The organism is Shewanella sp. 1311 (genome assembly GCF_059338235.1).
In genome coordinates this window covers 4,860,723-4,875,007 of record NZ_CM181686.1, presented here as the reverse complement: position 1 = coordinate 4,875,007, position 14,285 = coordinate 4,860,723, and the positions used below count along the sequence as shown (strand labels likewise).

Here is a 14,285-nt window from a genome sequence, read left to right as displayed (position 1 = left end):
AGATTCATACGACAGAAATGATAACCTAGGCTAAGATAACTATGCTAGTTTATTGATTTATTGTAGCATTAGCTCAATTGGATAAATAATGGAACATCTATGTCATTCACCTTGGTTCTGATCCTCATCGGTGCGCTTTTACTGCTTGTTATCGGAATTAACGTATTACAACAACAAAAAGAACGCGCAGAGGCTGAGCGGCGCATTGAATTTGCCCGTCAAAGAGCAATTATCGATGAAACCGAAGCTGTGTTATCAAACACAGGGATGATGCCTTGTAGCACGAATATTGTGTTGGTTTTGTATCGTCGCGTGCAAGATGCCTTGCAGGCTACGACAGCAATTAGTAATACCCAGCAACAGTCTGATTACCAGCGCCGCCTAGCCGATATCAACAATCAAATAACAACCTTACAGTCTAGTCAACCTCAATCACCACCGATTGAGAATTTCAGATTACCCGATAACGACAAACAAATTTTAGCGCTAGTGCAAACCTTGAAAAAGCTCAAGGCTATACTCAGAGCCGAACATAATAAAGGGAAAGTCGACCCAAGCATTTTTGCTCAGGAAGAAAGTCGTATCGACAGTTTACAGCTCAGGATCAATGTTGATTCCATGCTTTCCCGTGCCAGAGCGGCCAGTTTTATGAAGCAATATGGTTCATCAAAACAAATGGTGACTAAAGCACTATCGACATTGCACGCGATTAAGGCACAAACGCCTAATGACCCTTTCATTGGTCGTAAAGTGGATGAGGCTAAACAATTACTTGATGAGATTATGGGCGCACAAAAACAATCTGAACCCAGTGCACCTAGACCTAAAAATGAAGAAGATGATATCGACATGCTGTTTCAACCGAAAAAGAAATGGTGATCAGTTACTGTTTGCTTACCTTTAAGTTGAATTAGCGGCACGTCTTACACTCGTTCTTCAGCGTTATTGGCGTGGTGAGTGAGTGCGAGTAAAGCGAGTAACATTTTTGGCTCATTATCTACAGCAACAAATCAGTCTCTAAAGAAAATCGAAACAAAAAAGCCAAGTCATAATTGACTTGGCTTTTTTGTTATTCTCTTGGCGTTAAGCTAACTCAATCCGCCGCTATGCGCTTTTTTTGGCTTTCTTGGTAGTCTCACTCACCCACTTGCCATTAACGTAATGCGCTGACCAACCAGTGGCTTTGCCGTCGACTTCAGTCGCAACGTATTGCTCTTTCGTCTTACGGCTAAACTTCACCGCAGCTTTATTGCCTTCGTCATCAGTGACGGGCGCATCGGCTAAATATTGATACTTAGGCCACAGCAGCTCGCGGTATTGAACCAGCTCTTCAACCAGAGGTGCACGGGTTTCCCGTGATTTAGGGAAAGTACTGGCCGCTAAGAAGATCCCTGCTGCACCATCACGTAATACGAAATGGGCATCCGATTTGCTGCATTTCAGATCAGGCAAATAGATAGGATCTTCTTTTGGTGGCGCAGCCTCGCCGTTCTTCAGTAATTTACGCGTATTTTTACATTCGCTATTGGTACAACCAAAATACTTACCAAAACGGCCGTTTTTCAGTTCCATGTCGTGGCCACAGCGATCACACTCAATCAGCGGACCTTCATAGCCTTTGATCTTGAATTGGCCTTCTTCGACTTCATAGCCTTCACAAATCGGGTTGTTACCACAGACGTGTAGCTTACGCTTCTCATCAATTAGGTAACTGTCCATCGCTGTGCCGCAAATACTACAGCGGTGCTTCGCACGCAGTGCATCAGTCTCGGCATCTTCACTGTTTTCGCTAATCGCCTCAACGCCAGGCGTAAGGTTCATCGTTGTCTTACAGCGCTCTTTGGGAGGTAATTCGTAACCAGAGCAACCAAGGAAAACACCAGTCGTACCTGTACGAATACCCATAGGGCGACCACAGGTTGGGCACTTGATATCCGTCATCACCATTTGGTTAAGACGCATGCCACCTTCTTCGGGATCCAGCTCCGCTTTTTCTAATTGCTTAGTAAAGTCAGCATAGAAGCCATCGAGCACTTTTTTCCAATCTAATTCGCCGCGAGCCACATCGTCTAATGTTTGCTCCATACTGGCGGTAAAGTCATAGCTCATTAAATCCGCAAAACTGCCGACTAATCGCTCGCTGACAATTTCACCCATTTTTTCGGCATAGAAACGACGATTCTCAACTTTTACATAACCCCGATCTTGAATCGTTGAAATAATAGTTGCGTAGGTCGATGGGCGGCCAATACCGCGTTTTTCTAATTCTTTAACTAAAGAGGCTTCGCTGTATCGAGCTGGCGGCTTAGTAAAGTGTTGCTTAGGTTGCAACTCTTTTAACGCTAATACATCGCCTTGTGCCACAAATGGCAACGTATTGTCTTCTTCGTTTTTCTTCTTGAGTGCTGTTTGCACGCGAGTCCAACCATCAAAACGTAAAGTGCGTCCAGTAGCCTTGAGCTCATAGTCACCCGCTTTCACGGTCAACTTAGTGGCATCATATTGGGCTGGCGTCATCTGACATGACACAAACTGTCGCCAAATCAGCTCATATAGACGCTGAGCATCACGCTCCATGTCCGATAAGGTCGCCGCTTGGACATGAACGTTCGATGGACGAATCGCTTCGTGAGCCTCTTGTGCGCCTTCTTTAGAACCGTAGCGAATGGGTTCAGCGGGTAGATATTTATCACCAAACTCTTTGGCAATCATATCACGCAAGTTTTCAACTGCTTCTTGACTCAAATTGGTCGAGTCGGTACGCATATAAGTGATATGACCAGCTTCATAAAGTCGCTGAGCCATCATCATGGTCTTCTTCACACCGAAACCTAAGCGCGTACTCGCGGCCTGTTGCAATGTCGACGTAATAAAGGGCGCAGAAGGTTTGCTTTGGGTCGCTTTGTCTTCGCGGGCCAGCACGGTAAAACTCGCCGCCGATAACGCTTGAACCGCCGCCATCGCTTGCTGTTCATTGATAGGATTAAAGGCCGCATCTAAATGCTTAACCACTTCCATCCGCAAGGCTTCTTGGGTTGGAGTACTCAGCTCTGCATGTACATCCCAAAACTCTTCCGGTACAAAGGCTTTAATTTCGCTTTCACGTTCAACCACTAAGCGAACAGCAACCGACTGCACTCGTCCAGCGGATAAACCGCGAGCGACTTTTTTCCACAGCAGTGGCGACACCATAAAACCGACAACTCTGTCTAAGAAGCGACGAGCTTGCTGGGCATTAACCATGTTAGTGTCGAGTGTCGACGGCTTGCTAAAGGCATCTTGAATCGCAGACTTAGTAATTTCGTTGAAAACTACACGTTGATACCGTGAAGGGTCACCGCCAATCACCTCTTGCAAATGCCAGGCGATAGCTTCTCCCTCACGGTCTAAGTCGGTTGCGAGATAGATTTGGTCGGCAGAATCGGCAAGTGCCTGTAACTCTTTAACAACCTTTTCTTTGCCAGGCAAAATTTGATACTTAGCTGCCCAGCCCTTTTCAGGGTTTACGCCCATGCGAGACACCAGCGCTTGCTGATCTTTCACCTTTTTATATTGAGCTTTTTCTTCTGGCGACATTTTCTTAACTTCGGCAGCGGATTTAACCTTTTCATTGCCTTCTGAAGTCGATGATGTCGGCAGATCACGGATGTGACCTACGCTCGATTTAACGATGAATTCTTTGCCAAGATATTTATTAATAGTCTTAGCTTTGGCCGGTGATTCGACAATAACTAGCGATTTACCCATAGTTTAATTTGCGCCAAAAAATCTCAAGAAGGTGGAAATTGGCACCATATATAGAGGGTTGTACTGATAGTTTCAAGTTAATCCCTCTTTTATATGTACCAGCGAGTCACTTTTTAATCAAAGTTGAAAAAATGTAAAAATATAATATGCGTAATTAAAAACTAATATTTCATTATTTGCCAGCAAGCAAGAAATAGTTATGCATTTATCGTGAAAAAGTCGCTTTGAGCACAAAACCGTCCGCTTGTGCACTCGAAAAGCTTCAGTATACTGGGTTCCCTCAGGGACCATATGAACAAATAATAACTTTCCCTATCACAAGGATAAGCAATGAAGCACTTTGAAGCGAATTTTGATGGACTCGTTGGACCAACACACAATTACGCAGGGTTGTCTTTTGGCAATGTCGCCTCGCTCAGCAATGCCGCCTTAGTTTCCAACCCCAAAGCTGCTGCGAAACAAGGACTCCAAAAAGCCAAAGCACTTGCCGATATGGGCATGGTTCAAGGTATGTTAGCCCCTCAAGAGCGCCCAGACCTCTATACATTGCGCCGAATTGGATTTTCCGGCTCTGACGCCAATGTATTAAAACAGGCCGCGAAAGAAGCGCCTATGCTGCTTAATGCCTGCTGCAGTGCATCCAGTATGTGGACTGCTAATGCCGCAACTGTCTCACCCAGTGCAGATACGCGTGACGGCAAACTGCATTTCACCCCAGCAAATTTAGTCGATAAACTGCATCGCAGCATCGAGCCCCTCACAACGGGGCGCATATTAACAGCAACTTTCAGTGATCCCCACTATTTTCATCACCATAGTCACTTACCTGAGCATAATAGCTTCGGTGATGAAGGTGCGGCGAACCACACTAGGCTATGCAACGAGTACGGCCATGCCGGTGTAGAATTGTTCGTTTATGGACAAGAAGCCACCAATCCCAATGCCCCTAAACCGCAAAAGTATCCAGCAAGACAAACCTTAGAGGCATCGATGGCTGTGGCACGCTTGCATCAGCTTGAAGAGGATAATTGCGTCTTCATCCAGCAGAATCCTGATGTCATTGACCAAGGTGTATTCCATAACGATGTTATCGCAGTTGGTAACCAAAATGTGCTGTTCTACCATGAACAAGCCTTCTTAAATACCCAACATAAAATTGATGAAATTAAGCGTAAGCTTGATACAGAACTGTATTTCATTGAAGTTCCCACCGCTAAAGTGGCAATTAACGACGCAGTCAAAAGCTATTTATTCAATACCCAAATTATTACGCTTCCCTCTGGTGAAATGGCCATTATTGCCCCAACCGATTGCCAAGAAAATCCCGCAGTATTTGCCTATTTGAATGAACTACTGACGTTTAACACACCCATTAAGCAAGTGCTTTACTTCGACGTAAAACAAAGCATGCAAAATGGCGGCGGTCCCGCCTGCCTTCGTTTGCGTGTTGCGATGAATGAGATGGAAGTCGCGGCCGTAAATCAACACACCTTAATGAATGATGCCTTATTTGCGCGTTTAAATCTTTGGGTAGACAAACATTACCGTGACAGATTAACCACCCAAGATCTTGCTGACCCTCAGCTAATCATCGAATCACGTACAGCATTAGATGAGCTCACGCAAATCATGAAACTAGGCAGCGTTTATCAGTTCCAGCGTTAGAATAACGCTGGCAATTTATATTTCACACTAACCAAACATAATAAAGAAAAACGCCCGAATGCTAATCGGGCGTTTTCGCTGTACTAACTAAAAACTAGAGTAAATCATCAACCAGCATCTATCACGTTGACAGACACAGCTAATGGTTCACCCAAAGGGGTTTTAACCGTAATCGTTAGCTGTCCAATTGTTTTCTTATTTGGAGATGTTTCTAAACCAATAGTAAAAGGATATAGCAATGGTTTATTAGAGATATTATTTCCTATTGTATAAGTTGAGGTAACTGAACTTAATACGCCATTATCTGCAGTTCCAGTTATCGTAGTTCCAAACGGAAGCGTATTATTGTTTAAATCTGAAAGGAATAAATAAACGGTTTGTGGTGCATCGACTGTTAAATCAATCGGTTGCACTGGGGTAATATTTCCAGTTACTGCATCTATATTCACCAGTCTCATGAATGGAGTACTGCCAGACATGACTAATGGAAGATTTCTAAATACATTCAACTGAGCTTTAAAATTATCACTCCCAGTATCAGTACAGTTTGCCTCAGAACCTTGCGCACAAAGTAAACCAGTATACTTACCATCTGCACCATCAAAAGAACCGCTTACATTGTAATCAATAAATTCTTCTTTAACCGCTCCTGCAGGTAATGGTGAACCTCGATATTTACCATCTTCGTTATGATCTGTGAACGCTTCAGATAAATCACTAAAATCTTCATCTTTATCAAATAACCCATTTCCATTTAAATCAACAAAACTCTCTTCACCTATCGCGTAAGCCGTAATTGTCGTTCTACCTGGACGTGGTTCTGCAATAACGGAATTAGTACCGTCAAGATAGCGAGCATAACTATTACCCGTACATGGCGGAGTAATAATTCCATTAAATCCACCATTAGGGCAAATCACAGTCGTCCCTTTGAAAGGACGAGAATCTTGACTTCGCCAAGTCACAGAACAACCACCATTAGGAATTAATACACCTGCACCATTATCTTTGGAGCCAGTAACACATGAACTATCAATACCACCGCCTTCAGTTCTAAAACTGATTCGAGTACCAGAAGGTACAAGGTTGTTAAAATGATCCGCAGCTAACACATTGATTGTTGACTGTTCATTATCATGATCCCATCCTTCAGGATTAAGAATGGTGGCAGATAAAGAGAAACTATCATTATCAGCAAGTCCTGTAGATACAACTAACTCATCTGAAATATTAGAAATAGTTGCATCATGACCGTTGCCAGTACTACCAGACCATAAAGCAAATACTTTTACAGGTGTAGGAATATCACCAGCTTTTACCGTAACAGAAACTTGGCCAAATGCATCAGTGTAAGCCACTGCATATTTATTAGGTAAACTCAGGTCTGAAGGGTACTCAGCATCTCCAGGCTGAGGCATATTGCTACATGCCAAATAATCCTCAGCAAGAGGTGATGGTGATAACGTCATACCTCCTACTTCGGTACTCAATTCAAAACAAACTCTTTGCTGGCTAGCAGGTTGGCCAATTTCATTTAATAACTTGAACTGAACAACAGATGTCTCACTACGTGCACCTACTCCTGCAATTCCACCAGTGCCACTCAGAGCCAACTGATTAGGTGTTGCAGAAACAAACTCAATAGCTCCAACTTTTACTGTATCAACTGTAATTTGAGTTGTCTTAGACACTGAGCCGCCACCAGTAACAGCTGAAACAGATATTGTATCTAATCCACTACATCCTGTTGAACGATAAGTCGAATAACCTTTACCAGCGTTAGTAACTATAGGGGAATCAATGACAGCTTTACCAGCAGCAACACATTCTGATGAAAATTCTAGAGTGAAAGGTTGACCTGTCGATAATGAACCATCAGGATTGAAAACCGTGACTTCAACAATAGTAGAACCACCTGCTGGTAAAGAGTTATTGCCTACACTTGTTTTTATATCGAGGCTAATATTTACTCTACCAATTTCAAACGCTTTAGTTGAGGTAGCATCTTTCACTTTTAAAGAGACTTCGCCAGCCCCAACGTTACCATTTGCGTACAAGTCAAGAATCGCTTTACCGTCAACATTCGTGATGGCTGTCCCCGAATTAGGGCTAATAGCTCCTAAGGTTGTCGCGGCAGTAACAAGCACTTGTTGTAGAGCTTGCGTACTGCCAGAACGCGTAACTTTAGCACCAATAATACCAGGTTTATCGTTTGTAATATTGTCGGTTATCTTACAAACTTCAAAGTTCTTTAGTGTCTTATCCCATGCAGCTACACCATTACAATCATATATATCAAAACTGATTTCAGGGCTTGCTTCTATAGGGTCTATATCATCACCAGCGGTTACAAAACCGACAATAGCCTTCGCAGTACCATAACTTGCAGTGACTTCACCAGCACCTTCAATACTACCTGCGGTTAAAGTAATAGAAGCTCGGCCAATTGAATCTGTTAAAGCGGTTCCTTTCGTTGGAAGGAAGTTTCCTAAGGAACTACTAAAACTCACCACTTTACCAACCAATGGAGTGGCATCTTTATCAACTAAAGTAACCGTTACTTTGCTCGGTTGTGCTGCACTGACATTAGTGGTTGGCAAACCCGTCTGGCTATTTGTCAATTGAATTGATAAAGAATTAGCCTCGCCATTTCCACCAGGTGCATCGCCAGCAACTTCAAAGTTGAAGCTATCCGTTATTGTTTCATTATCAAGGGAGAAGCTAGCAGTAACAGACCCTGCACCAGCATTTGTTCCAGTAATTAAAGTCACAGAAGCATGACCATTTAAGTCCGTTAATGCCGTTCCCGAAGAAGGATTTAATGTACCTTGTCCCGTCAAATTGAATACGACTGTTTGATAGCTAGTCGGAGCACCGTCTTTCAATAAAGTTGCAATTACAGTTCCAGGAACAACATGACTAATATTTCTTAATTCTTGGCCCTGTGAATCAAAAATTGTTAGCGCAATGCTATACGCATCAATTGGCTTAACAACAACTTCATCTCCTGATGTCTCAAATCCAAGTGACTCAATATTTTCATCAACTTTAGCAATAATATTACCAGCCCCAGCAACTGAACCAGCAGTAATTGCTATTTTAGCAAGTCCTTGAGCATTGGTAAGTGCAGTGCCTGATTGCGGTGAAAATTTACCTAAGTTTGAAGTGAAAGTGATAACCTTACCGACTAATGGTTCATCTGAACCATTAGTATAAATAGCACTAACAGTACCAGGTACTGCAGAACTGATTTTTGTTACAGTTTGTCCTTGGGCATTTTGTAGTGATAGTTTAAGTTTATTCCCCGTTCCAGGCTGAACAACACCATCTCCTTTTGAATAAAAGCCCTTGGTTATGGAAGCACCACTCGCAACACTCGCAGTTACATTTCCAGCACCCGCTAAAGTTGCAGTATCAAGCTTAACCGTTGCAACGCCAGATGAGTTCGTTAATTGCGTCCCCGTTGAGGGAGTAAAAGAGCCTAAAGCGTCATTATCTAATTTAAATGAAACTACAACACCTGCTAGAGGTCCAGTCTTGGAATCCACAACCGTTGCTTTAACTTCCGCAGGTGTAGCGACAGAAACACTATCGCTATTAGAAATACTAAGAGTGACAGTGACGACACCAGGCGTCGGTGTTGTACCTCCATCATCGGAGATGCTGCCTCCTCCACCACATGCAATTAAAAAAAGTGAACACAATCCTGCGAGAAAAACCTTATACGCTGACTTCATTGTCAGGCTCCCTGTTACTCTGATGATGATACTTAAGCTAGACGCTTATTACTTATAGGCTAACATTACACAATTTTCACCAATTTTACTCACTAGAACCTTATTTTATTTCACAAATAACATAAATACTTTAACGCTATTTGTCATTTCATCTTCGCCGTTTTCTTGCTAGTCTTGTGAGCGCCAAAAAATAGAATGTATAAAAAACACACAGGACTCACCATGGCAATTTCGATAAAAAATAAACTCGGCCTTACAAGTAAAATTCTGATCGGTATGGGAACAGGTATTGCCTTAGGTCTCCTACTCCGCAATGCCTTTCCAGAAAGCGATATCGTAAAAGACTATATTACCGAAGGTTTCTTACATGTTATCGGCACCATTTTCATTTCCAGCTTAAAAATGTTAGTTGTTCCTTTAGTCTTTATTTCATTAGTTTGTGGAACTTGCTCACTGAGTGAGCCTTCAAAATTGGGCCGTTTAGGGGGCAAAACCCTCGCCTTCTATTTATTCACCACTGCTATTGCTCTCGTGGTTGCGATTGTCAGTGCAGTCCTTATACATCCTGGGAACGCTTCACTGGCTACAGAGAAAATGGAGTACATCGCCAAAGAAGCGCCAAGTCTTTCAAGCGTGATTATCAATATAGTCCCCACCAATCCGATGCAGGCATTGAGTGAAGGAAATATGCTGCAAATCATTATTTTTGCGGTGATTTTTGGCTTTGCGATTGCCCATATTGGTGAGCGTGGTAAACGCGTGGCGGCTTTGTTTGAAGATTTAAATGAAGTCATCATGCGTGTCGTAACACTGATCATGCAGCTTGCACCTTATGGGGTGTTTGCGCTGATGGCAAAACTTGCATTAACGCTCGGTTTAGGAACCTTTGAGAGTGTCGTCAAATATTTCTTCGTGGTTCTCGGTGTATTACTGGTCCATGCGTTTATTGTTTACCCTACACTTCTTAAACTTTTCTCTGGCCTCAATCCGTTAATATTTATCCGTAAAATGCGTGATGTGCAGCTGTTTGCTTTTTCAACAGCAAGTTCAAATGCCACTTTACCGATTACCATAGAAGCCTCTGAGCATAGATTAGGTGTCGATAATAAGATTGCCGCCTTTACGCTCCCGTTAGGTGCAACCATTAACATGGATGGCACTGCAATCATGCAAGGTGTGGCCACAGTGTTTATCGCTCAGGTTTTTGGCATTGAACTCTCGCTCACCGATTATGCCGCCGTCGTTGTGACAGCGACATTGGCATCAATTGGTACCGCAGGCGTACCGGGTGTTGGACTTATCATGCTGGCCATGGTACTGAATCAAGTTGGTTTACCGGTTGAAGGTATTGCACTGATTATCGGTGTTGATCGCCTACTCGACATGGTACGTACCGCAGTAAACGTCACCGGTGATTGTGTGGCAACCGTGGTCATTGCGAAATCTGAAGGTGAATTTAACGAGCAAGTGTTTAACGACACTCAAGCGGGTAAGGTTGCTAGAAATTTTGATGAGCAAGTTCATCATTCAAATAGTTCTAACTAGCCTTAGTTAAATACCCATCACGCCCAGCCTCTGTGTTGGGCGTTTTTGTTTACGCTTTTTGTTTACACTTTTGTCTGTACTTAGCCCAATTAATTTTTCTACAATTAGCAAAATGTGAACATGCCAATAGTATGGCAGTTTGTTTTTAGCTACATTGTGTTTACTATTTTAATACGTTAAATGGAGCTAAATAAATGTGGTGGAGAAGTCTTTGGATCCTGATAGCTTGCTGGCTATTGTGTGCCCACTTTGTACGTTATGAACAAATTAGCTTTGCCATCCCCTTTGCAATTGCGCCCTTAGTTTTATTCTTTAACTCGGTTTACTTACTGCGTTTATTACAAACTTTATTATTTATGAGTGTCTTTACCGTCTGGGGCGTCACGACGATTGAAGCGATACAAATGCGTTTAGCGCAAGAAGCTCCTTGGTTGAGATTGTCTTTTATTATGATGGCGGTGATGTTATTTACCTTAGGTGCAATTATCTGTGGTAACGGTATTTTGCGGATCAGAAAACAAAAGTCTCCTTGGGGAAATTCACCGATACGCTAATACTTTAGCGGTAATACTTTCTAATTCAACAATAAATGAGTACTTATTTTGACCACACGTTCTGCTCGGTCAGCAAAGGTTAAGTTCAACTAAGATATGCTGATACTCTATTTGGTTATCAGTGTGATTTTGCGTAGACTGCTTTGCTAACTAAGGCTTAGCTCATCCACTTTAAGGCATGTATATTATGAGAATTTTGGTTGTTGAAGACGATCCTATTTTATCCCACCACTTAAAAGTGCAATTAAGCGATCTCGGCAATCAAGTTCAAGTGGCGCTCACTGCCAAAGAAGGTTTCTATCAAGCCACGAATTATCCCATCGATGTGGCTATTGTCGATTTAGGTTTACCCGATCAAGATGGCATTAGCTTAATTGAACAACTCAGAGAAGCGGGTCTTAAAGCGCCGATATTAATCCTCACCGCACGAGTCAATTGGCAGGATAAGGTCGAAGGCCTTAACGCCGGAGCCGATGACTACTTAGTGAAGCCCTTTCAAAAAGAAGAACTCGTCGCTAGGCTCGATGCCTTAGTACGCCGCAGCGCAGGTTTTGTTAAACCTGTGATTTGCAGTGGAGAATTAAAACTCGATCTCGCCGCCAAACAAGTCACCCTGAGCGATGAAATCATGGAAGTCACCGCCTTTGAATATTTGATCCTCGAATATTTAATGCGTCATTGCCATGAGGTGGTTGCCAAACAACGTTTGCTCGATGTGATTTATGGCGATAAAGAAGGCGATCCGAATACGATTGAAGTCATGGTCAGCCGCCTGCGCAAAAAACTGACCCGCGATGGGATAGACAATCCTATCGTCACCATTCGCGGCCAAGGATATAAATTTAACCTGCCATGCAACTAAGATTAAAATTTAAGAAACGTCTGCTGACGCGGATGTTTCTCACCTCGCTATCGATTATTGCCTTAGTGGGTTTTGGTCTCGCATGGATGGTTAATATTCTGCATGCGCAAAATAGCTATAACGAAGAAACTGCACAACTCATTGCCGAAATTCCCCAAGTCGCCGCCGAATTGCGGGAGCACGATCTCATCCCCGATACCAGTGCGTGGCTGGAGGAAAATAATAAGCAAGAACGTTATGTGATTGCGAGTTGCGATGAAAAATTCAAACAAGTTTGGACTTCATCCCTCGCAGTAGACCGCGGCTTATTTGATACTTGCGAGCGTTTTAACGAAATTCGCAACGATTCTCCGCCCTATTATCTTACTATGGCCGATGACAGAGGTTACTTCGTCTATTTGCTCGCGGTGGAAATTGCTAGCGTACATTACAATTTGCTCGTCCTCAAAGATGCCGCCAAACTCGAGCAGGAATACAGTAAGTTCAGTAAACGCACTTATATTAGATTAGCCATGGTATTAGCCTTAGCGTTAATTCTATTAGTCAGCGCCGCCTATTGGGGAATGCGCCCCTTAGTACGGATGCAAAATGAACTGCAATCGATTAACCAAGGTAAGAGTAAATCACTTTCTGAGGGTTATCCTGTTGAACTAGAAGGGGTAACTCAAGCACTCAACCAAATGCTGCAACAATCGAGCGCCCAACAACAGCGCTATCAAAATGCCATGAACGACTTAGCACACAGTCTTAAGACCCGCTTAGCCGCTGTACATGCCATCACAGATGATGCCAGTTTGAGTAAGCAATCGGCGAGCGAAAAGATAATGGAACAAGTCAGCCAGATGGATCAGCTGGTCAAATATCAATTAAAACGCGCCATGTTAGGCCGCCAAGGCCTGAAGCAAGAACAGACTGTGATTGCGCCCTTAGTCGATCAATTAGCGCAAATGTTATTTAAAATTTACCGCGATAAGCAAGTACAGTTCTCGGCGAGCATACCTCCCTCCTTGATGTTTCCCGGCAACAAGGGCGACTTGATGGAGCTGTGTGGCAACCTGATGGAAAACGCTTTCCGCTTATGTATCAGCCAAGTGCATGTATCAGCTAAGATTAGTTCACAAGGTGAGTTTGAACTTATTGTCGAGGATGATGGCCCAGGTGTCGAAGAAAACCTAAGACAAAAGATTATCCAACGCGGCGTGCGGGCCGATACCCAGTCACCAGGACAAGGTATCGGATTAGCCGTCTGTGATGAAATCGTTCACAGCTACGGTGGTAGTTTAAAAATTGAGGAAAGCCGCTTAGAAGGTGCACTATTTAGGATCAGTATCCCTGTTTAAGGACCGGATGACTCACAACAAAGGCTAAATACAAAATAACCAAATACAAATAGTTAAAACAAGGATGTGTAACTATGTGGATACTCATACTTATCAGGCAATCACAGCGTATAACTGCTCAGCTCGATTGAACATGATCCAAGAGGTAGCAATGTATTTGTTACCACTCACAGGTTTATTGCCCCTATGCGTATGAGTGAATCCCGCAGGTGCTATCACCATAGTGCCTTTTTTCGGGGAAATTTTACGCTGCTGATAATAAAATTCGGTTTCACCGCCCTCTTCCACATCATTTAAATAAAACATGTAAAGCACGACGCGATGCAAGGCTTCATTGTGACCATTCTGCGGGAATTGCTCCGAATGCCAGTGGGGATAACCGCCTTTATTCTGCTGATACTTTTGAACATTAATACTGCCACTGCGATACAAATACTTGACTAAGCCATCAGCTCTAGGTGCACCCAGCGCCGCAAAATTAGCAGGGGTTAGCGTTACAGGTTGGCCTTGTTCATCACTCACAGACACAGCGACAGCGCCCATTAACGCCATTGAATACTTTGTGAAATAATCTACCGCGCCCTTTAAGGTATAACCTAAGAGTTCGTTTCTGAGGGGCTGCAAGTCGGCGAAACTATCTAAGGTCAAATCGCGGCTGATCTTCTTCTCCAGATCAACGCCATTGCCCGTTTGTCCATCGACAACGCCAGCATGTTGCTCAAATGCCAGAATGAGACGGTCGCACAAGTCATTCGGCAACGCATTAGGGTATACTTCAATAAAGTCCATACTTCCTCAATGGATTGGCTACTTTCTAGGCTTACTATGCTGACAT

Annotated in this window: 9 protein-coding genes; 6 read left to right on the top strand and 3 right to left on the bottom strand. The window is 43.2% G+C overall.

The window, feature by feature from the left end:
* The first annotated feature begins 99 nt into the window (after nucleotides 1-99).
* Nucleotides 100-879, top strand: a complete 780-nt coding sequence (gene zomB, locus AC5YB3_RS21440; protein WP_494526133.1) for a flagellar motor control protein ZomB — start codon at nucleotides 100-102, stop codon at nucleotides 877-879.
* 225 nt (nucleotides 880-1,104) lie between these two features.
* Here the strand turns inward: zomB and topA are convergent, their stop codons facing one another.
* Entirely contained in the window at nucleotides 1,105-3,747 is a 2,643-nt protein-coding gene (gene topA / locus AC5YB3_RS21435) for a type I DNA topoisomerase (RefSeq protein ID WP_259482232.1), read from the bottom strand.
* Nucleotides 3,748-4,077: 330 nt separating this feature from the next.
* Between topA and astB the strand changes: the two genes are divergently transcribed.
* Nucleotides 4,078-5,412 (top strand): N-succinylarginine dihydrolase, encoded by a 1,335-nt coding sequence (astB, locus tag AC5YB3_RS21430; RefSeq protein ID WP_347097402.1) that lies wholly within the window; start codon nucleotides 4,078-4,080, stop codon nucleotides 5,410-5,412.
* 107 nt (nucleotides 5,413-5,519) lie between these two features.
* Here the strand turns inward: astB and AC5YB3_RS21425 are convergent, their stop codons facing one another.
* Nucleotides 5,520-9,149: an invasin gene (locus AC5YB3_RS21425; RefSeq protein WP_347097403.1), complete on the bottom strand. Its 3,630-nt coding sequence runs from the start codon at nucleotides 9,147-9,149 to the stop codon at nucleotides 5,520-5,522.
* A 222-nt stretch (nucleotides 9,150-9,371) separates the two neighbouring features.
* Between AC5YB3_RS21425 and AC5YB3_RS21420 the strand changes: the two genes are divergently transcribed.
* From AC5YB3_RS21420 to AC5YB3_RS21405, 4 genes are all read left to right on the top strand, one after another.
* A complete protein-coding gene (locus AC5YB3_RS21420; protein WP_413484952.1) occupies nucleotides 9,372-10,694 on the top strand; it encodes a dicarboxylate/amino acid:cation symporter in 1,323 nt (440 codons plus the stop codon).
* Between the two features lie 194 nt (nucleotides 10,695-10,888).
* Entirely contained in the window at nucleotides 10,889-11,248 is a 360-nt protein-coding gene (locus tag AC5YB3_RS21415; protein ID WP_012587462.1) for a hypothetical protein, read from the top strand.
* Between the two features lie 187 nt (nucleotides 11,249-11,435).
* Nucleotides 11,436-12,110, top strand: a complete 675-nt coding sequence (locus AC5YB3_RS21410) for a response regulator (protein WP_006081964.1) — start codon at nucleotides 11,436-11,438, stop codon at nucleotides 12,108-12,110.
* Nucleotides 12,101-13,450: an ATP-binding protein gene (locus AC5YB3_RS21405; protein ID WP_427613020.1), complete on the top strand. Its 1,350-nt coding sequence runs from the start codon at nucleotides 12,101-12,103 to the stop codon at nucleotides 13,448-13,450. Before AC5YB3_RS21410 ends, AC5YB3_RS21405 begins: the two co-directional genes overlap by 10 nt.
* Before the next feature lie 93 nt (nucleotides 13,451-13,543).
* Here AC5YB3_RS21405 and AC5YB3_RS21400 read toward each other — a convergent pair whose 3' ends face one another.
* Nucleotides 13,544-14,239: a 2OG-Fe(II) oxygenase gene (locus AC5YB3_RS21400; RefSeq protein WP_494526132.1), complete on the bottom strand. Its 696-nt coding sequence runs from the start codon at nucleotides 14,237-14,239 to the stop codon at nucleotides 13,544-13,546.
* Nucleotides 14,240-14,285: the final 46 nt, after the last annotated feature.